This is a genomic window from Fluviicola sp. (genome assembly GCF_029266855.1).
GTDB lineage: Bacteria > Bacteroidota > Bacteroidia > Flavobacteriales_D > Crocinitomicaceae > Fluviicola.
In genome coordinates this window covers 315069-336359 of the sequence record NZ_JAQSWB010000004.1, presented here as the reverse complement: position 1 = coordinate 336359, position 21291 = coordinate 315069, and the positions used below count along the sequence as shown (strand labels likewise).

The following is a 21291-nucleotide window of genomic DNA, read 5'->3' as shown; positions in this document are numbered from 1 at the left end:
AGCGACGTTTGTATATATATTTAACACCCATACAATATATTTAACCGCTAATAACAAACGACTAAAACCTATTGCCCGATGCTTGTTCGCTATTGCCTATTCCTCCCATTGGCGCGAGGCTCTGGCTCGTGCCACTATTTCTTTTAGTCTTAACGTCCTAAAGTCCTAACATCTAATTCGCAATAAATAAGTCCTATCTTTAAAACCAGCAATCGTTTATTCATGAAAATCATCCGGTTTAAAATTCTATTCGTCTTTTTAATTTCTTTTTTAGTAGGGTTTTGCTTCCATTTGTTCAAATGGACGGTTCAGGAAAGTATCGTGTTGGCCTGGCTCACATTTGGAATTTTGTACCTGCTGGAAAGCTTGTTTACTGTTATCCGGATTCCTTCAAATCAAATTATGTCCCGTGCAAAGGATGAAGATCTGGGTGTGTGGATGCAGTTTATCCTGTTAATTATAACCTGTTCGACCGCCTTGATAGCGATTATCTTCTGGAATAGTGACAATAACATTCATTTCAGCAAACACAGTGTGATCCATGAAGTTTTCTTCATATCATCGATTATATTGGCTTGGATGGTATTACACCTCTCTTTTACTTTTCGCTATGCTCATTTATATTACGGGGATGAAAATGAGAAATATTCAAAACATGCCCGCGGATTAGATTTCCCGGGAGAGGCTCACCCGGATTATTTCGATTTTGCCTACTATTCCTTCACGATCGGGATGACTTTCCAGGTTTCCGATGTGGTGATTAAATCCAAAGGATTGCGCCGGCTCACCCTGGCCCATTCCCTGCTTGCGTTTTTCTTCAATACCATTTTGATCGCCATCACGATCAATGAGATTATTAATTTATAACCTTATCCTGCAACGGGCGGAATTATTTCCTCCTCCTTTTCCGGGAAAACAATCGTCCGTTCCAATTCTCTTGTAGGAATAAATGGCTTGCTCGTTAAGGGAAATAAATCCATCAGTTCACCGCTATAGTAAAACTCATAACACAATCCCCCGAAGGTGTATTCTTTATCTCCCACTTTGAAGGTTGATCCACCCACCGAAGGGTTTTTCTTCGGTTTGCTCTTTTGGAAACCCAGGTTGTAAAGTGTTCCCAAAATTTCAGGTCGGTAAGCTAATGTAAATCCTTCTCTTTCCCAATGTGCCTGGAATTGACGCAGGAAAAAAGCGGTATATAAATACGAATAGAAATGATCTCCGCCTTTCATCAAACGCTGGATCGTTAAATGCTTGTGGGCTTCGATCGTATCATTCACAAGTTCAGGAAAGGAATCTTTTACGTTCAAACAGTTTTGATAATAATCTCCGGGATAAAAGGGACTTCCTTTTTCATACAGGTTCCGCTCAATTTTCAAAGCTGTATTTTGAAGGATTCCTGTAACGCCATATCCTCTGTTGGTCGTCAGGATCAATCGGTTGTATGGAACAACATACTTTTTGAATTGTTCACGTGAAGAGTTAAACATCCGGATTTGTTCACCGACCAAACACATGACAATGAGCCTGGACTCGACACCTGTAATGCGGGAGACAGAATCGATGGCTGCACTGTCAGCCCTTACAACACTGCAGAATTCCTTCCATTCCCGGTAGTTTGCCCATGGGTAAACGGAAAGAGAAGCTTCATCCGCCTGTTTTTCAATGCGCTGCAGTTCCTTTTGGTAGCCTTTATGGTTTTTCATGCGGAGATTTGCTGCGTCAAGCATACGCAATGCTATGGTAACATCTCCGGTGCGTTGAAATGCATCCAAAATAATTTTGGCGTTGTGCGGATAATATTTTGCAAGCAGCCCGACATTTTGGTACATCAAACGTTCCTGTTTGGCAAAGGTCAGACTGTCTGTTTGAAATCCCTGGTTGTATTTTCCGGCCATCTGTGAAAAATAGCGGCTGTTCAAATCTACGTTTCCACCGTCATTGGTCCATTTCATTTTAACGGCTACCGCAACACCGATCAGTCCAAGGGCGATTGTTGCAAGCCCATGAATCAAAACAGAGTAGCTGATCCTCAGCCATCTGCGTTTGCGTTTTTTAGGAAGTTGAACGGGTGGTGTAAGGACAGGAGAATCTGTAGTATCCATGTTTAAGTTTCGAGTATGAGCCCTCTTACGGGAAATTTTCTGAAATGTTATATTTTGGCTCAAAAGTAAGTTATTTTGAGAGATTCTTCTTTTTTAGGATAATAGAAATGCAATTAACCCCGGAAAAGCCAACTAAAGTTATTTTGTACTTTTAAACCGAATGCAGCGTATCATAATTACTATCTACGGATCGAAATTCCGGGCCTCAGAAGCAATGCTTTTTTTGTTCTTACTACTCCTGCCTACGTTTTCGACTGCGCAACAACCTGCTTATTTTATTCTCGGGGAGCAGCAATTCAGAGGTGTGCAGGTTTATAATGTGACCCAAGACAATAAGAACAATTATTATTTTGCCACCAGTGATGGAATCTATCGATATGACTTTTACAATTATGATAAAATTGAATGTGAAAGTGCGAAAAGTAATTCGGTGTTTAGCTTTGTTAATGACAAAAACGGGACAATATACTGCCACAACTTAAACGGTCAGATTTTTCAAATTAAGAATGGAGTATGCAATCTGTTCTACGAACTTTGTAAAGATGATACGCACTCAGATATCAGTTTGTCTATCTCTGACAGGAATGAGTTAGTGATTTCAGGTGGGAAAGTAATTGTACTGAACAGCAAAGCGAAAGTAGTTCAGAAATTTACGATTAATCGGTTCCTGGCACAGCCGTTTTCTCTGCAAAATGGCACTTTGATCTTTCATGCTACCTATAGCAATAATCTCTTAACCTATGCTGCCGGTAAATTTAAGCGAATAACAGTGTCTGTTCGTTCCGGCAAATTACATCCTGATTCACATCTGCGTTTTTTTTCTATCGGATCAACCAATTACGCAGTGGATCTGCGCAACAAACAGGCATATAAATACAATTTCAGGAAACAGCAGTTAACAGCTCACTCGACCAGTTTTGAATTCAAAGCGGGTGAGGCTATGCGTATTTACCCTGTAAAGAACGGGGCATGGATTGCCGGAACACTTCCAAGTACAATTCTTTTGGATAGTAAACTTGTTCAAAAATCGAATGACCAGTTCTATAAAGACTATTTTGTTTCTGATGTCTATGAAGACCATGAAGGGAACACACTGATCAGCACTTTTGACAAAGGAATTCTGGTGATCCGGGATTCAGACATACCGGATGTGATTCGGGCATTTCGTGACGATCCGGTAACATCCCTCTCCGATGACCTGGATTTAGGCCTGCTCCTGGGAACAACCAAGGGTGCTTTGATGAGTTATAAAAACCAAACGTTTTATTCGATTACTCATGAGGGGACACACCCGATTGAGGGGATTTACACGCACCCAAAAAGCAATTTCATACTCTTTGATAATGGGTATGTGCGGGCTTACAATAAAAAAACAAACCAACTGCTTGATATCACGGAAGCATCATTGAAGGACGTTGCGTTTATTTCTAAAAGCGAGAGTTTCCTTGGTACTGGCAGGGGTGTGCTTCGATGTCGCATGAAAAACAATACGTTCCTGGTTGAGTCAGTAAATGGCTTAACCAACAGGATTTACTCATTGGCTTATCATGTCAGGAATCAGGTCCTTTTTGCTTCTACTTCTATTGGACTTGTTTGCAAAAACGCTTCAGGAGAAATCAAATCGATCCGTTACAAAGGGAAGGAGATTTTCCCTGTTGACCTGCTTCTGGATGGAGATTTACTCTATGCCAGCACCAATAACAATGGGATCCTGGTAATAAAAGAGGGGAAAGTAATCTCAACGATTCCGATCTGGATAAAAGGAAAACGGGAAACCCTGGAAAAGATCCGGCTTCAAGGTCAAAACATTCTGGGTAAAACATCCAATGGCTTATTTGTATTTGACCGAAACGAAGGTATTTTAAAAACCCTGCATTCACTCTTCGGGTTCTCCAATCAAAGTGTGATGGATTTTACGAGTAGTGGAGACACCTTTTGGGTAAGTCATTTTGGCGGGGTGCAGCAAATAGATTTACCTTATGCAAAACGCTCTTTTCATTTACCACCACTTCTGCTCAAATCTGTTAAGGTCAACGATCACCTGATTGATCATAACACCAATAAACACTTTACAAGTAACCAACGAAAACTGGTATTTGAATTGTCTATTCCAACTTTGCGCAGCAGAGAAAGTATCCAGTATCATTATAAACTCCTTGGCTACGATACACAATGGAACACGAATGAGAGCGATGAGAATCGCATCACCTATAATGCACTTGCTCCCGGAAATTACACCTTAAAAGTAAATGCTGAAATTAACGGCAATTACACGGACGAAATCACTTACTCGTTTTCCATTGCTTCACCGTTCTACCTTAGCTGGTGGTTTATCGGTTCCATGGCATTGATATTTATTGGAATTGTATTTATTATCTATCGTTGGCAATTGAGGATCCAGCAAACAAAATCAAGACAGCTTAACGAGTTAAATGCATCAAAACTCACTGCTATTCAATCGCAGATGAATCCGCACTTCATCTTCAATGCATTGAATTCGATCCAGGACCTTGTTCTAAAAGGAGATATTGAACATTCTTACTCATACATTACCACTTTCTCTAATATGGTGCGCAGAACATTGAGCTATTCGGAGAAGGACTTTATTGAATTTGAAGAGGAAATAAAACTTCTGGAATTATACCTGTCCCTTGAAAAATTACGGTTTAAAACAGATTTCACTTATTCTATAAATTCCATTAATGCCGATGGAGTATTGATTCCACCGCTTTTAATTCAACCATTTATTGAAAATGCGCTTGTACACGGATTACTTCATAAAGAAGGCCCCAAACACTTAAGTATTTCTTTCGAATTGAAGCAGGATTTAATTTGCACCATTGTTGATAATGGAATCGGACGCGAACGTGCAAAAGCCATTCGTCTTAGACAACGTGCTGACCATGAGTCTTTTTCAGGGAAGGCTATTAAAAACCGCTTTGAAATTTTAAGCGAAGTGCTTCAGGGAAAATTCGGATATGAATACGAAGATTTGTTTGAAAATGGAGAAGCCTCAGGAACAAAAGTGGTCTTGCGAATTCCCGTTGAACACAGTTACTAACACCGTTACTGAAATAAATATGGCTATTGCTGAATAGGATCAACGGAATCTAAAGAATGAAGTTAAGTTTGTACGCGTGAAGAAAATAAGGGCCATATTAGTCGATGATGAAGAAAGTGCAAGAGATGTGCTTGAAAATTTGTTGAAACGATTTTGTCCGGAAGTAGAACTTTTGGCGAAATGTACTAACTTGGAACAAGCCGTTGCCAGCATCCATGAACTCCATCCTGATTTAGTCTTTCTCGATATTGAAATGCCGAATTATGCCGGCTATGAAATCGTAAAGTTCTTTCCTGAGATTAATTTTGAACTCATTTTCGTAACAGCCTACGATAAATATGCTATTCGTGCTTTTGAAGTTTCCGCCATGGATTATCTGCTCAAACCCATAGACATTGATCGATTAAAAAATGCGGTCAGTAGGGTGATGAAGCAACGGGAAGTCGAACACCAAATTCAGCGGATTGCACTCCTAAGTGAAACCCTGGAAAGCAAGCGACTTAAAAATCTGGTAGTGACAGATAAAGGGCAGCAGCACATCCTGGCAATCGACCATATTGTTGCCATAGAAGCACAGGAATCTTATTGTATTATTCACTATTCGGACAAGACACTTGTTGCCAGCAAAAACCTCAGGCATTTCGAGACAATGTTGGAAACAGAACCCGCATTCTTTCGTGTTCACAAATCGTGGATCATTCATAAAGCCTTCCTGAAAACCTATTCCAAATCAGAATTGACCATTCACCTTGAAAAGGGAATCGTAGCCAAACTTTCCAAATACAAAAAGGCAGAATTTGAAGCCTGGTTGTAAATAATACATCCGCAATTGGGTTTCAGATTTCTTTAAGGACGTAATTATTTTTCATCCATTCCTGAACTCAATGGTCTGTTCCTGAACTTTTTTAAAGATCACCGAAAGAAGCACTTATTCTTGCTCTATAAAACAATTAAAGGACAGAATATGAAGAAAATACTACTTTCAATGGGCTTTGCCGGCTGCTTACTTCAAACTACAGCGCAAAGCTTACAGTTTGTCAGGCAAATGGGACAAACAGGTTACGGAGAAGGACACTCTCTTACATTGGATAATGCAGGAAATATATTTACAGCAGGGCGTTTTGCCGGTGCTATAGATTTCGACCCGAATGCCGGAATCACCAGTTTATCTTCGATTGGTACCGTGGATGCTTTCGTGGCACGTTATGATGCCCAATCTACACTGATATGGGCAAAACAACTGGGTGGATCCGGAGGTTTTATAGAAGCTGAGGAAATTGCTCTTGATGGAAACAACAATGTTTACGTTGTCGGACAATTTCAACTATCAGCAGATTTCGATCCCGGAGCCGGAACGGTTTCCATGACAAGCAACAGTGCTAAAGATTTGTTTATTCTAAAACTGGATGCATCCGGAAACTTTCTATGGGCCAGGCAATTTGGTGGCGGGTCCGGTATCAACGAAGGGCACTCACTTGCAGTAGACAATTCGGGGAATGTTTTCCTGGGTGGCTACTTCTCCGAAACAGCCGATTTCGATCCCGGAGCAGGAGTAACAAACCTGACAAGTTTTGGACAGGGAGACGGATTCATTGTAAAACTGGATGCGGCAGGAAACTTTGGATGGATAAAACAATTTGGCGGGACAAATGATGACCTGATCCGATCAGTGAAATTGGATAGCTCCGGAAATATTATTTGTACGGGGTCATTTTGGGGAACTGCCGATTTTGATCCCAATGCCGGAACGCAGAATTTGAATTCGTTCGGGTCATTAGACATCTTTGTTTTAAAATTAGACCCAAGCGGCAACTTTACATGGGTGAAACAATTCGGTGGAGCAGGCGGAGATCAGGGATACTCGGTCGCATCAGATGCCAGCGGAAATATTTATTCTGCAGGATACTTTACAGGAATAGCAGACTTCGATCCAGGTGCAGGAACTTCTGAACTGACTGCAGTGGGAGTGGCAGATGCATACGTTTCCAAATTGGATCCTTCAGGTAATGTAATCTGGACAAAACAATTGGGCGGAGACGGTGCTGATTATCCACTGGAACTGACAGTAAATGCTGCAGGAAAATCATACATCATCGGACAATTCGGAGGAACTTGTGATTTCGATCCAGGTGCCTCAATGGCTTCTTTGACCTCAAACGGCGGGTCCGATGCTTTTGTAACAATTCTCAATTCCGATGGCAGTTATTCATACGCTATGCAGCTTGGCGGAACCAATGCTGACTATGGTTTTGATATTGCAATAGACAATGACTCATTCTACTCAACCGGATATTTCCAGGGAACTGTTGATTTTGATCCGGGTGTGGGAACTGTTTCTTTAACTTCCGGAGGATATGACATTTACCTTCATAAGATGAGTCAAACAACTTTGAATATAAACGAATTAACAATGGAAATTGATTTGGAAGTGTCGCCGAATCCGGCCAATAGTGTTTTATCAATTGAAACTGTGGGAACCGTCCAATCAGTTTCTGTTTATTCCACTACCGGATGCTTGTTGTTTATGCAAAACAGCCCAACGATTTCGGTTGAGCATTTGCGTGCCGGAGCTTACATTTTGGTCGTAATTACGGATTCAGGTGTTGGAACGACGCGTTTCATCAAAGAATAGCAAAATGTATTTTAATAGGTAAATGAAAAGGGATTCTTGCAAGAATCCCTTTTTTTGTTTTGCTAAAAAAGCATTGAACAAAAAGAACGGTTGAGTGTATTGTTTTGAAATGTTTTCGATGAAAATTAGTCTGCTTGCCTTATTCCTTATCCCTGTTTTGCTTCACGCACAATATTACTTACCCGATTTGAAAATCCCGGGGTTAAAACCCACTTTTTACGAGAGTCTCCAATCAAAAACCGCGATACAAACAAGCCCGGATTTTCAAATGAAAGGCCCGGTGAAAACTGTTTGTGAAACTGTTCATTCGCTGAAGACAAATGGAGCAGACAGTTCTACCTGCCTGAAAGCAGAATACCTCTTCTCAGGAAAAGGAAAGCTTGTGAAGTACTGGGAAGATTCTGCAAGCACGCTACATAACTCCTATGAAGTTATTAACAGGGTAATAAACACGTATGATTCAAGTGGAGTAGTGCTTCTTGAAACAATTCGCTGGACCGATAGCGGACAAAAGTCAAAAACCGTGATACAATTTAACAAGCAGGGATTCAGGGAAAAGGAAGTTTATACGTGTTATGATTGCGAACAAGGATGGAATAAGAAAGACCCTTTTTATGACAGCATTTTTGATTATACGCTGGATTATCAATGGAGCCCGGACTTTGACAGCGTCAGTTTAAAATACCAGTATGTGAAACAAAAATCTCCTTATCAGCGAAATCAGGATAGGTTGTATTCATTTGTAGGAGAAATCAACGACAAGAAAAAGGACAGCACAAAAGTCAGGGTAGAAATGATTGAAGGTATTGGTTCACGTTGGAATTTTGTAGATGAGTATGAGTACGATTCCCAAAGGAGAATTGTCAAATGGATCATTTGGGATTACGAAGTGAAAAGCTCTGTAAATTCTCATCAGATGTTTGAATATAAACACAATGAAAAAGGAGAATTAACAGAAATCAAACATTCTTCCACCGGTCGCTCACCTGATTACAATCAATTTGTGTTGAATTCCCAGGTAGAGATCACCTACACTTCCTACGACAAATATGGAAACTGGGTTGAGCGGGAAGTTAAAGTGACTTCCTCAAATTATGGCATGCATGATATTCGTCGTAATTCAAGTTATTGTTACAAACGGGAGTTCAGTTACTATTAATTTTTCCTGCTGTTTTGTTTACCTTTCCCCATTCTTAACACAACCAGTAAATTCAGCAATGGAGAAACCTATTTACGATCCCCTGGAAATCAAAAAAGAGCTTGGAGTTCTTTACAAACATTTCCCCGAGGTGAAACGCCTGCTTCGGACCTTTGGTTGTGACGGGGTAACAGCAGAGGACCTGTTCCAGGAAGCTTTGATCATTTACCTGCGTAAGAAAAACGATCCCGATTTTGATTTTCAATTGGCCCCGATTCATTTTATCAAGCAAACCTGTAAATTGTTGTGGTACAATTCCGCACGTAAAGAACAAAAGCACGGTGCTACCGATCTGAAACTCGATGTGGAAGAAGTTCCGGATTCCTGGATGGAGAAAGAATTGCAATACAAGCAACTCGAAACCGCACTAACGAAAATCGGAAAACAGTGCAAAGAATTGCTGCATTTGTTCTACGGCCTGGGATGGAACATGGTCGACATTGCCAACAAACTTGGCATGAGAAACGATAAAGTTGCCAAAGCGCAAAAATATCGCTGCATCCAAAAAGCAAAGGACTTGGTGCAGGAAGCCCAGTTAAGTTTTGAATCATCTAATCAATACTAGGCCATGGAAACAAATTGGAATCAATTGATCGAGCGTTATTTGAATAACGAGCTTTCAGCAGAAGATAAAGCAGCTTTTGAAACTGAATTACAGGGAAATCCGGAGCTAAGAAAGGAATTTGAATTACATCAATTAACCAAAGAACTGATCCTGCGAAACTCCTTGCGTACATTGGTGAATCAATCGGGGAAATGGTTTCACCTGAAGAAGATCCTGATAAACAGTGGAATCGCATTGGTGATCGCCGGGGCTTTGACAGCCGCCGTATATTTTGTTGCTTCTGGAGGAAATAAGTCGAATAAAAAGGAAACACCGGAACTAATGGAGAAATCCATGATCGAAAACCTGGAGAAGTATCTGGCCTTCGAAAACGTCAATCCGGAATACTTCAAATTCACCGGAGAATCGGATGTGTTTTTATCTGCAAGCGGAGTTTTATTGAGTATTACAGACAACTCTTTTCTATTGGATGGCAAGCCTTATACCGGGGAGGCAATCGTACAATGGCAGGAAGCACAAAAAGCCTCTGATATTGTAAAGGCAGGATTGAGCACGATTTCAGGTGACAAATTACTGGAAACCCAGGGAATGTTCAGCCTGAATGCCTTTACACCCGAAGGAAAGAAACTTGAATTGACAAAAGAAGGAGTGTATGTGCAGGTTCCGGTCGATGAACTGAAAAAAGACATGAAACTCTTCACCGGAGTTCCTGGGAAAAACGGCACAATCGATTGGCAAAACCCCGAAGAACTGGAACGCTTACCCAAACCGAAAAACATGGCAAGGATGGATCTGTTTCCTCCGAAATACGAACCAAAACTCAATGAATTGAAATGGTTTACGGAAAAAACCAAACGTGATAGTTTGTATTTGAGTTTTGAGGAGAATTTGTCGGAAGCGCAATTTCTGTGGGGATCCGATACTGTGTCATCAGAGCAACAAATAAAAAGAAGTGTAAAAGAAAACCGAAAATCTAGTACTTTACAAGGTATTGAAAAGCCTGAAGACATGGTGCGCTGGAGTTTTTCAGTGGAATATTTGAATAACAATGAAGTAAATATTGTTGCTACGGTAAATCTGGAAGAAAATTGGATGGTTGGGATTTTGAATAAATCGATATCACCATTTACAATACCAACTAGGTTTAGGTTGGATAAATCCCCGGATTTTGCGTTTGTCGGAGAAGCTAAAGACCTCAGCCCGATTGCTTGGGCAATTGATTCTGAAACTGCTGAAAAGTATCAGATCAAAAAATATTGTAAGGAAATGGCAATCTACGAAAGCAGTTTACTTGTCTTCAAACAGAAAATTAAACTGTTAAGAAGAGGTGAATTCGAGATTTCCGGAAACTTTTCATGTCAGGTTTGTAAAGCTCAATCACAATGTTTACCTCCTTATTTAGGTGAATTTACTGTGCAGGTAAGTTCAAATGTTGAATCAAACAAGCATATTCCACCCTCCAAAGTCCTCGCCATCTGGAACAAAAAGTTCAACAACACGAACCTCGCAACCCAGGATTTCGAAGACCGCATGAAAGCGATCCATGAAACCTGCAACGAGAAAGTCTTTGATGTGTATGCGAAAAATCTGAACGAGCCTTTATGGAAATTGGATCAGCGGGTTGTGAAAATGGGTTATCCGGAATTTCAGGTCTTTGCAGATCAAAAAGTAGGAGCTGTCCGGATCAATGATGGACACCAAAAAAACCTGGATGCATTCTATGAAAAAGCAATTGAATCGATTCGTGAAAAGGGAAGGCAAAACTTTCAAACGGCTCGGGGAAGGGAACGCCTTTGGGATACCGAAGTTCAAAAAGAACGGGACAATGAAGTGCTTCGAAAAGGCTTGCGGGAATCAGCCAATCTGAATGAGGAATATGGATTCAACCTGGCAAATGTGGGGAAACAATTAGGGAAAACATTAGGTTTTCAAATCCATAATGGTGGACCGATTGTCAATATTGATAAATACGTATGGGATGCAACGGTAGCTCGTCAGTCGACCGTAATCACGGATCCTGAAACCGGGAAAACCGCTCGGATCACTTACGAACCACTTTCTCTTGAGGTAAAGGAATCCGGGAAATACAATAAACTCTATCTATACCTTTTCTCAAAGGAGATCAACAGTTATCAGCGTTTGGATTTCAAAAACGGGAAACTGGATTATAACCTGAATGGTGATATGAATTACCGTGCCTTCGTTGTCGGAATGAATGAAAAAGGTTATTTCTATCATCAGATCAATGAACTGAAAGCAGAAGATTTAGGCATGATTTCTTTGGAAGAGATCAGTGAAAAAGAATTCGATAAGCGGATCAATACCCTGAATGAGCATCGAACGGATAAACCAATGAGTTTAAAGGATGAATTGAAGTGGTTGTTCAAGGAAAAAGCGAATTATACTGTTCAAAAGAAACGACGGGAAAATGCTGCTTTCCGCAGAGAGATCCGCCCGACGATTTATTCGTGCGGACAAAGTGAAATACCAGATAACACCAGTATACTCGTTCAATGAAATGATTTTTGTCTACGTTGGGTGTGATTGATCGCGCCCAACATAATTTCTTTTCCGCAAATGCACAAATAAAATGCTCGCCTATCGGTCTCGCTGTTGAAGATTACCGTTCTGATAAAATGACTCTCTTATATTGGAGTTTGGATTTTCTGAAATTCACCAATACTCCGACTTCCATGCCGGAAACAGCTAAGTAATTAATAGTTTGTTCGAAATGCTCTTTGCAGAAATCAGAGACTGCCTTTACTTCTAAAATGATGGAATCGAAAACAACAAAATCGGCGTAGAATTCATGTGGAAGTATAGTGTCTTTGTATTTTACCTGATAACGTACTTCCCTGGCAAATGGTATTCCATTTTTTTTGAATTCATATTCTAAAGCATCTTTATAAACAATCTCAGAAAACCCGAATCCAAGTTCAGAATGAACTTCCATACAAGATCCGATTATTTCATAACATTCGTCTTTCAGTAGATAGTGTTCCATTCTAATTAAGTTAATCAAAAAGATCGTTGGATCCAACTTAATTATTGGGTTAAGAGCATAGGGCGACTGGTAAGCGCCCTTAAAATTTGTGCATTTGTGGGAAAAATTAGGACGTGACATAGCACGTCCTAATTGGTTTTCATTTCGCATAAACAGGATCGGATTACTGTTGAATAATCAATCGTTGCGTATGTAATTCTTTGTTATTGGAAATCAATGAAACAATGTACATTCCCGGATCAAGGGTCCCTTTTGCCAATTCCACTTTATCCAAATTGCGTGTCGTTAATTCCACGGTTTTAATAAGTTTGCCATTCATATCGAAGATCATGATCGATGATTGTGCAGTCGGATCAATTCCTGTAAACCCGATCGTAACGACATCATTGCTTGGATTGGGGTGAATAGTCATGGTACTTGAAGCGCTTAACGGATCCAAATTTCCGGATTGAATATCTTTGATACGTGACAACTCATCCTGCAAGTTCGCAATGGTTGTTTGCTGTTCCTTAATTGCTTCGACCATAACCGGGATCAAAGCTGTATAATTGACTGCTTTGTAACCGTTTTCAAGTGTATATACCATTTCAGGCAATACCTTTTCCACTTCCTGTGCGATGAATCCAAGTTGTTTTTCGTCACCGAATCCCATATCCGGGTTACGGGCTTTGTCCCAATTGTAAGCCACTCCGCGCATTTTCAATAGTTTATCCAGTGAACCTTCCAACTTTGTGACATCTTTTTTGAAGCGGGAATCTGAAGTGATGAGGTAACCGTCACTCATTGTGATCCCGTTTACTTTCAGTTTTAAAGTCCCGGATGTTACTGTTGCCCATGGTCCCGGCTGAACGTTATTGGTCAGTGTTACTGTGAAGGGGAATGGGCCTGTAGTTCCGATTCCAACTGAGGCACCATTGTCGTAGATTTGCGAACAGCTATAGCTGCTGCCATTGAATTTCGGAACAAAATTGGTGGTAAAACAATTGTTTATTGCAACGTTGCCCATACCGATTTTACTGTCGTATACATAGCCGTCCGAAGGATCGATTACCAGGAGGTTTCCTTTACCGGTTTGTAAGTTTTCAAAACGCACATTGGAATTGGTCCCGGGATCAAGCGGTTTATAAGCGGCATCCACGTGCAGGGTGGCTGTCGGGGCAGAGGTATGCAAGCCAAAATTACCGGTTGCTACCATTGTTCCGATTTCCAGGCTTTGTGATGGAATCCATGAATCAAACTGGAAAATGAGGCGATTGATATCCGGAGCCATATCTACATTGTCACCAAAAGCGATGATAGCGTTGGCTTCATTCCAATTATCGAAGCGTAATCCGAAAAAGGCTCTGTCGGTCGACCAGTTGGAAGTGAACCCGTAATAATTACAATTTGCCGGTGGGAAACTGGCCACATCGCAGGTACCGATGTTCGCCCATTGCGAAGAAGCATCTCCGTAAATTCCGCTTTGGAGATGACCGAGCCGGTTATCAGCGCCGTTTGTACCGTCAATCACCCAGTCATCGCCACTTGTGCAAATGCTGCCTGTAGGAAAATTAACTAATTGTGCTTGTGCGTTGCTACCTAAAAAGAGAACGGTAGCCATGAGTGCCACAGCACCCATTTGGTGAATTCTTGTTTTCATATGAATAGTGTTTAAATGAGGGTATAAGTTACGGGGAATGGATTGACTCCTGCAAATTTTTTATGTTAAAAATGAAGTGTTATTTTATTGAAAAACAGATTGTTATCCTTAATTCGCTTGTGTATTGAGGTAGGGGAAGCAATATTTTTTAGTTGCTAAAAGCAAAATATTCTGCTTAAGAGAAGGTTACGGCTGGTAGGGGGAATTATGTACCTTAATCAGGCAGCGACAAAATAGTTGGGTTAAACTATTGGGAATTTAGGTGATTTCCTGCTCTAAATCCCAGTCAATTAAAGGGCTGTTTGTCCGCCGCGGCGGACGAACATGCAACTTTAGGAACTTTTAAAACCAATTCGAACATTCTGTAATCCGATATAAGTAACCTGACTTAAGTAAATAATTCCCACCGACAGGTGATTTTTAAAATTTGCGCAACTTGTCCCGACACTTCGGGATTTGCGGGAAAGAAAAAACGCGGGATGATTCATCGTCCCGCGTTTCATTAATGTATTTCTATAAATAGGTTAAACCACCATATTCACAATTTTCCCGGGAACGACGATCACTTTTTTCGGAGTTTTTCCTTCCAGCCATTTTTGTGCTTCGGGCAAAGCCAACACCGCTTCTTCTACTTCTTTCGCAGAGAAAGCAGTCGGTAATTCAGCGTTAAATCGCATTTTTCCATTAAAAGATACGGGATAAATCGTGTTTGCTTCCACCAGCATCTCAGGGTTGAAGGTTGGGAAACTAGCTGTTGAAATCGTTCCAGCCTTGTGACCCAATGCTTCCGACCACAATTCTTCTGCGGCATGCGGAGCATAAGGAGCCAATAAAATAACTACCTGTTCGAGTACTTCTTTCGAATGACATTTTTGTTCTGTCAGTTCGTTTACACAAATCATCAAATTCGAAACGTTCGTGTTGAATGCATAACGTTCCAAATCGTCCTCTACTTTTTTGATGGTTTTATGTAAAGTCTTCAGGGAAGCTTTATCAGCAGGTGTATCTGTTACAATCACTTTTCCGTCCTCGTAAAACAAACGCCACAATTTGCGCAGGAAGTTATGCACTCCCGAAATTCCTTTCGTGTCCCATGGTTTTGTTTGCTCCAAAGGACCCAAGAACATTTCGTACATGCGAAGCGTATCTGCACCGAATTTCTCTACCAATTCATCCGGCGTTTGCACATTAAACTTGGATTTGGACATTTTTTCGACTTCGGAAACACAATGAAACTTTCCGTCTTTTCCATTTATTAAAACAGCATTTGATAGGTCATTAAAGGTAGACCTATAACCATCTTCGTTGATCAGAATATCATTATCAATAAATTCAATAGGAACATGTCGTAATCTAAATACTGATTGATTAATGTATTGGATCTCCAAACCAGTTAATTCTTCAATTTTTGCGTTTAATTCCTTATTTTGATCATAGCCATTTATATAGTCAGCAGATATTAACACTTCAAATTTCTTGTTGTGAGTTGAATTATTAAAAACATATGCTAAACTACTTCTCCCCAAAATCATCCCCTGGTTGATCATCTTCTTAAATGGCTCATCAAAGGAAATGTAACCCATATCGTACAAAAATTTGCACCAGAAACGGGAGTACAATAAGTGACCTGTTGCGTGTTCCGAACCTCCGATGTATAAATCCACCTGGTTCCAGTAATCCGCTTTTTCTTTCGAAACGAATTCCTGCTCGTTGTGCGGATCCATGTAGCGTAGGAAGTAGAATGAACTTCCGGCCCAACCTGGCATAGTGTTGTATTCCATGCGGTCGCCTTCCGAGTATTTCCACGCACTTTTTTCTGCTCGGGCCAATGGCGGTTCGCCGTCTTCTGTCGGTAAATATTTGTCTACTTCCGGCAATTCGATCGGCAAGTGTGCATCGTCAACCAAATACGGAATGTCGTTCTTATAATAAACCGGGAAAGGTTCACCCCAATAACGCTGACGTGAGAAGATCGCATCGCGCAGGCGGTAATTGGTTTTTCCTTTTCCAAGTCCTTGTTCTTCAATTTTCGCAATTGCAGTTTTCATGGCTGTTTTCACAGAAAGTCCGGTCAAAAATCCCGAATCGGTAATCGTTCCTTCTTTCTCGGAATAAGCTCCTTCGGAAATATCGACGTTCTCGAAAATATTTTTGATCGGAATATTGAAATGTTTCGCAAAATCCCAGTCGCGCTGATCACCACACGGAACTGCCATCACTGCACCTGTTCCGTAGGAAGCCAATACGTAATCTCCGATCCAAACCGGAATTTTTTCTCCTGAGAAGGGATGAATGGCATAAGCTCCGGTAAACTGGCCTGTAATGTTTTTCACATCAGCCTGTCTGTCGCGCTCAGATTTCAGGGAGGCAGCAGTCTTGTAAGCGTCAATTGCTTCGCGGTACTCTGCTGTTGTAATTTCATCAACCAAAGGATGTTCGGGTGCCAAAACCATGAAGGAAACACCAAAGATCGTATCAGGTCGGGTAGTGAATACTTCGATCTCGGCTTCGCTCGATCTCCGTACTTCTCCTGTTGACTGAGCGGAGTCGAAGGCAACAGAAAAACGAACTGAACAACCAACCGATTTCCCGATCCAGTTGCGCTGCATGTCTTTGATGGCGTCTGTCCAGTCAACAGTATCCAAACCTGTGATTAAACGCTCGGCATATGCTTTGATCCGCATCGACCACTGGCGCATGAGTTTTTGTTCTACCGGGTGACCGCCGCGCTCGGAAAGTCCGTTGATGACTTCGTCGTTTGCAAGCACCGTTCCCAAAGCCGGACACCAGTTTACCCAGGAATCAGCCAGGTAAGCCAAACGGTATTCCATTAAAATATCAGACTGCTCTTTTTCAGAGTAATTTTTCCAATCTTCAGCTGTAAACAAGTCAGTAAACTCGCTAACTGCTTTCACGTCCTTGTTTCCGTTCTTTTCGAATTCGGTAATCAGAGAATCGATCGATTCTGCTTTATCGCTTGTTATATTGTACCATGAATTAAAGATCTGTTTGAAAATCCACTGTGTCCATTTGTAATATTCCGGAGAAGAAGTGCGCACTTCCCTGTCCCAGTCGAAAGAGAATCCGATTTTATCCAGCTGATCGCGGTAACGTGCAATGTTTTGTTCGGTCGTAATTGCAGGATGCTGTCCTGTTTGAATGGCATATTGTTCAGCCGGAAGCCCGAATGAATCATAGCCCATTGGGTGCAGCACATTGTATCCTCTTAAGCGTTTGTAGCGTGCATAGATATCGGAAGCAATATAACCTAAAGGGTGACCAACGTGCAAACCGGCTCCAGACGGATACGGGAACATATCCAAAACATAATATTTTGGTTTGGCGCTGTTATCTTCCGCTTTGAATGTTTTGTTGTCGGCCCAAAATTGACGCCATTTCTTCTCAATTTCAATAAAATTATATTCCATGCTGTTACTTAGCTAAAAAGTGGCCCAAAGATACCAAAATAGAGCTAGTTATCGCCATTCACACATTTTTATCCGCACAGGATATGAAATCAGCGTAACCGAATTCTTTTTTGTTGTTATTTAGTTAAAAATAAAGCTCATGACTCTCCGTATTTTCCCCGCACTTTTAGCAGTAAGTTTCCTTTTTGGAGCTGCAGGTTCAGTGAATGCTGCCGAACAAGTTACGAACCAAAGCAAATCTGCTTTGGAAATGAAAGCCGGTTCTTCAACCAAGAAGAACGATTTCAAACCAAGAAAACGAAAAAAAGCAAAGTCAAGAAAACGTGGCGGTGGCTGTGAAGCCTATGGAGGGTAAGCCCTTTTTCGCTAAGATAGTTTTAACTCGATTTGATTCTTTTTTGTGACTCTGTTCACAGAAGAGAATCTTTTCTGTATGAAAAAAGCTATTTTTAGTCCATGTTTCGATTTATTCTCTCCTTCTCGTTACTTGTTGCATGCTTTTTTGATCTTTCAAACACGGCATTTGCAGGTAATGGAGATGAAGGAAGTTATCGGAAAGCATATCTTACAGAAAAAAACAGTACTAAGAAATTTTGGCGCCAGGTAGCACTCGGTAAATTCTACCAGTTGAACAATGTTCAAAAGGCAGATTCAATCCGATATGCGATTATTGATGCAAGTAGAGTAGAATCGGATTCTGCCAAACTGCAGGCTTTGATCTTCGACTTGCGAATCGAAGCATTGAAGGGGAATAAATCAGCATACTATGCTAAAATCCTTCAATTACAGCCTTATTTATCCCGCACGGATTCCAAACTGAACCAGGTTCACATTTTCCATTTACTGGCTGAATACCACATCGCTTATCGTGAATTCGAACAGGCAGATATTTATCTGACAGAAGCCCTGAGATTTTCAAAACGGGTCAGAAGTTATGCATTGATTGCAGAGACGAACCGCCTGTTCGCAAAATTGAGCATGGAACAAAATAAACGGGATGCTTCATTGAAATATGTGGAGACTTCCATTCAATACGCACGCCGGTCAACAGACAAATCACTGATGGCCAGATGTATGAACATGCAATCTGCCATTTACAGTTTCTTTGGTCAGGTGGAATTGTCTGTTTCCAAAAATTTCATTGCACTTCAATTAGCCAAGGAAGCAAACGATTATCCCCAGGTAGCTCAATATCAGCGGGAGATCGGGGAGTCCCAATACCAGATTTTCAATTACGACAACGCAAACACCTTCTTTCTTCAATCGCGGGAAACAGCTTTAAAAATCCAGGATATGCGTATGGTTGGTCTCGCCGATACGGATATAGGCTTGGTTAAACTGGCAAAGAAAGAATACGATGAGGCAATTGCTGAACTGAAAGGAGTCGTTCGAACACTTCAGGCATACAACGACCAGGATGGTTTGGGATTAGCACACAAATATTTAGGGAATGCCTTTAACGAGCAGCAAAAATATGATGAAGCACTGCGGTATTACAACATGGCTTTGGTTTATTTTGAATCTGCTGCAAACCGCTCGGAGATTGCTTCGGTTTACCACCTTGTGGGAACTGTTTTTGCCGAGCAGGGCAAATATAAAAACGCATTGAATTACCTGAATCGTTCCATTGAAATCCGTTCTCAATATGGGTATATCGGTGGAATTTATCCTTCTTACAAGGAGATTGCAGACGTTTATAAGAAGACCGGAAACATGGGGCTCGCATACCGGTACCTGGATATGTATTCCGATTATTCTGATAGTGCCCGTATTGTGGAAGTCAGTGCGAAAATTGCCGAACTATCCGAGTTGTACCGTTCCGAGCAGCGCGAACGACTGATTGCTATTCAGGCCGATTCGATCGAACTGCAGCGCAAGCAGAAAGAGAACACGGAACTACGGAACATTTTCCAAATGTACATCATCATTGGCTTTCTGGTGGTTTTGGCGCTGGGTGCCTTTATTCTTTATAACAGATGGAAGCAGCGGAATATCAGGCAATTGCAACGCGAGGCTGAAATGAATCAAACTCTCTTGCGTTCCCAGATGAATCCACATTTCGTATTCAACGCGATGTCGGTAATTCAAAGTTATATTTACGAGAATGACACGAAAAACTCAACCAAATTCCTGATCAACTTTTCAAAATTGATGCGTTTGATCCTGGAAAACTCTTCGAAAGAATTTATCCCGCTGGCTACGGAGATCGATATTTTGAACAAATACCTGGAAACTCAAAAACTGCGTTTCGGCGACCGCTTCGAATATGAAGTCAGTGTGAATGAGCGCTTATTGGAAGAAGGGGCAGTTATTCCTCCTATGATCACGCAGCCGTTTATTGAGAATGCCATAGAACACGGTCAGTTGCATACGATCAACGGGGGCTTTATTCATGTGCGTTTTACCAAGGATGAAGAGATGCTTCATGTGATGATCGAAGACAATGGAATCGGGAGAAAAGGGTCCAGGAACAATAAGAAAAGTGCCGAACATAAAAGTATGGCCATGAAAATTACCCAGGACCGGATCAACAATCTGAGTTATAAATACAAGATCCTGGGTAGAATGGAAATGGAGGATTATGATAAAGAGCAGGAAACGGGGACACTTGTGAATATTTATCTTCCTTACAGAACTGAAGGGACGAATTCCTGACAAGAGGTTCAAAGTTCAAAAAGTAAAAGCAACCATTTGAAGCATTGAGATTTCTAACCGTTTCTAAAATAAATCAGTAAGACAGCCGTTAATTTAATCTCATCCGGGAGTTTGAGCGTTTAATGCCATTAAATTTTTATCTTTCGGGAAATTACTTCAACAAACATGAAAAAAGTATTAATCATTGATGATGAGCAACGAACACGTGAATTGATTGCTAAAATGATCGAATCATTTGATCTGGATATTCAAACATTCCCTGTTGGTGAAAATGTACAATCAGGATTGGCCGCCATCAAAGAAATCAAACCGGATTTGGTGTTTTTGGATATCCAGATGCCTGACGGAACCGGATTCGATTTGTTGAAATCTCTTCCCGAAAAGAATTTCGAAGTAATTTTCATTACCGCACATGAAGAATTCGCTATCAAAGCAATTAAATTCTCAGCATTGGATTATATCCTGAAACCGGTTGACCCTGAAGAATTGAGGGGAGCGTTGGAACGGGCATTGGAATCGATGAAAGAGGCGGACAAACAAGGACCTCAGTTCGAAGCATTACAGAATAACATCCAACCCAATCAGAAAAGAAGATTGGTTTTGAAAACACAGGAAAGTGTTCATGTGGTGGACCTGGATCACATTATCCGGTGTGAAGCAGACCGGAATTATACATCGTTCTTCCTTACTGAAGGTAAAAAAATTCTGGTTTCCAGAACATTGAAAGATTATGAAACCTTGTTGTCCGGACACAACTTCTTACGTGTTCAGCAATCGCATCTGATCAACTTAAACTTTGTCGACAGGTATGACAAGGGAAATGGCGGAGCGGTGGTCATGAAGGACGGCTCAGAAGTACCTTTATCACCTGCTAAACGCGATATCTTCTTCCAAATATTAGAAAGCCTTTAAGGCCCGTTAAGTTATTTCTACGAAATATTCATTCAAATACGGTGTTTATTCATTAGTTAGTTTATGTTCTAGCTGCATAGCTATCTTAGAAG

General features: G+C 41.0%; 14 protein-coding genes. 10 read left to right on the top strand and 4 right to left on the bottom strand.

The annotated features are described in order from the left end of the window. Positions 1–222 precede the first annotated feature (222 nt). On the top strand, positions 223–867 hold the full coding sequence (locus K0S23_RS11680; RefSeq protein WP_300357446.1) for a DUF1345 domain-containing protein: 645 nt from the start codon (positions 223–225) through the stop codon (positions 865–867). Positions 868–869: 2 nt separating this feature from the next. On the opposite strand, the gene K0S23_RS11675 is transcribed toward K0S23_RS11680, so the two are convergent. After that, the gene (locus K0S23_RS11675) at positions 870–2105 is read right to left on the bottom strand and encodes a hypothetical protein (RefSeq protein ID WP_300357444.1); all 1236 of its coding nucleotides are present in this window, start codon (positions 2103–2105) and stop codon (positions 870–872) included. Positions 2106–2265: 160 nt separating this feature from the next. On the opposite strand from K0S23_RS11675, the gene K0S23_RS11670 reads away from it, so the two are divergent. The 6 genes from K0S23_RS11670 (at position 2266) to K0S23_RS11645 (ending at position 12078) form a co-directional block, all read left to right on the top strand. Beyond that, positions 2266–5166 (top strand): histidine kinase, encoded by a 2901-nt coding sequence (locus K0S23_RS11670; RefSeq protein WP_300357442.1) that lies wholly within the window; start codon positions 2266–2268, stop codon positions 5164–5166. A gap of 76 nt (positions 5167–5242) precedes the next feature. Further along, positions 5243–5980, top strand: coding sequence for a response regulator transcription factor (locus K0S23_RS11665; protein ID WP_300357440.1), 738 nt, complete (start codon positions 5243–5245; stop codon positions 5978–5980). Between the two features lie 150 nt (positions 5981–6130). Next, positions 6131–7798 carry an SBBP repeat-containing protein gene (locus K0S23_RS11660; RefSeq protein ID WP_300357437.1) on the top strand — a complete coding sequence of 556 codons (1668 nt, stop codon included), beginning with the start codon at positions 6131–6133 and terminating at the stop codon, positions 7796–7798. Positions 7799–7916: 118 nt separating this feature from the next. Beyond that, a complete protein-coding gene (locus K0S23_RS11655; RefSeq protein ID WP_300357434.1) occupies positions 7917–8957 on the top strand; it encodes a hypothetical protein in 1041 nt (346 codons plus the stop codon). A gap of 58 nt (positions 8958–9015) precedes the next feature. Further along, positions 9016–9561: a sigma-70 family RNA polymerase sigma factor gene (locus tag K0S23_RS11650; protein WP_300357432.1), complete on the top strand. Its 546-nt coding sequence runs from the start codon at positions 9016–9018 to the stop codon at positions 9559–9561. Between the two features lie 3 nt (positions 9562–9564). Beyond that, entirely contained in the window at positions 9565–12078 is a 2514-nt protein-coding gene (locus K0S23_RS11645) for a hypothetical protein (RefSeq protein WP_300357429.1), read from the top strand. 103 nt (positions 12079–12181) lie between these two features. Here the strand turns inward: K0S23_RS11645 and K0S23_RS11640 are convergent, their stop codons facing one another. The 3 genes from K0S23_RS11640 to K0S23_RS11630 form a co-directional block, all read right to left on the bottom strand. Beyond that, the gene (locus K0S23_RS11640) at positions 12182–12565 is read right to left on the bottom strand and encodes a GxxExxY protein (RefSeq protein ID WP_300357427.1); all 384 of its coding nucleotides are present in this window, start codon (positions 12563–12565) and stop codon (positions 12182–12184) included. A 163-nt stretch (positions 12566–12728) separates the two neighbouring features. Then, positions 12729–14204 carry a tail fiber domain-containing protein gene (locus tag K0S23_RS11635; protein WP_300357426.1) on the bottom strand — a complete coding sequence of 492 codons (1476 nt, stop codon included), beginning with the start codon at positions 14202–14204 and terminating at the stop codon, positions 12729–12731. Between the two features lie 524 nt (positions 14205–14728). Next, positions 14729–17632, bottom strand: a complete 2904-nt coding sequence (locus K0S23_RS11630) for a class I tRNA ligase family protein (protein WP_300357423.1) — start codon at positions 17630–17632, stop codon at positions 14729–14731. A gap of 139 nt (positions 17633–17771) precedes the next feature. Between K0S23_RS11630 and K0S23_RS11625 the strand changes: the two genes are divergently transcribed. The 3 genes from K0S23_RS11625 (at position 17772) to K0S23_RS11615 (ending at position 21199) form a co-directional block, all read left to right on the top strand. Continuing rightward, a complete protein-coding gene (locus K0S23_RS11625; RefSeq protein ID WP_300357421.1) occupies positions 17772–17987 on the top strand; it encodes a hypothetical protein in 216 nt (71 codons plus the stop codon). Between the two features lie 101 nt (positions 17988–18088). Next, the gene (locus tag K0S23_RS11620) at positions 18089–20287 is read left to right on the top strand and encodes a histidine kinase (protein WP_300357419.1); all 2199 of its coding nucleotides are present in this window, start codon (positions 18089–18091) and stop codon (positions 20285–20287) included. Positions 20288–20452: 165 nt separating this feature from the next. Continuing rightward, positions 20453–21199, top strand: coding sequence for a LytTR family DNA-binding domain-containing protein (locus K0S23_RS11615; protein ID WP_300357416.1), 747 nt, complete (start codon positions 20453–20455; stop codon positions 21197–21199). The last annotated feature ends 92 nt before the right edge of the window (positions 21200–21291 follow it).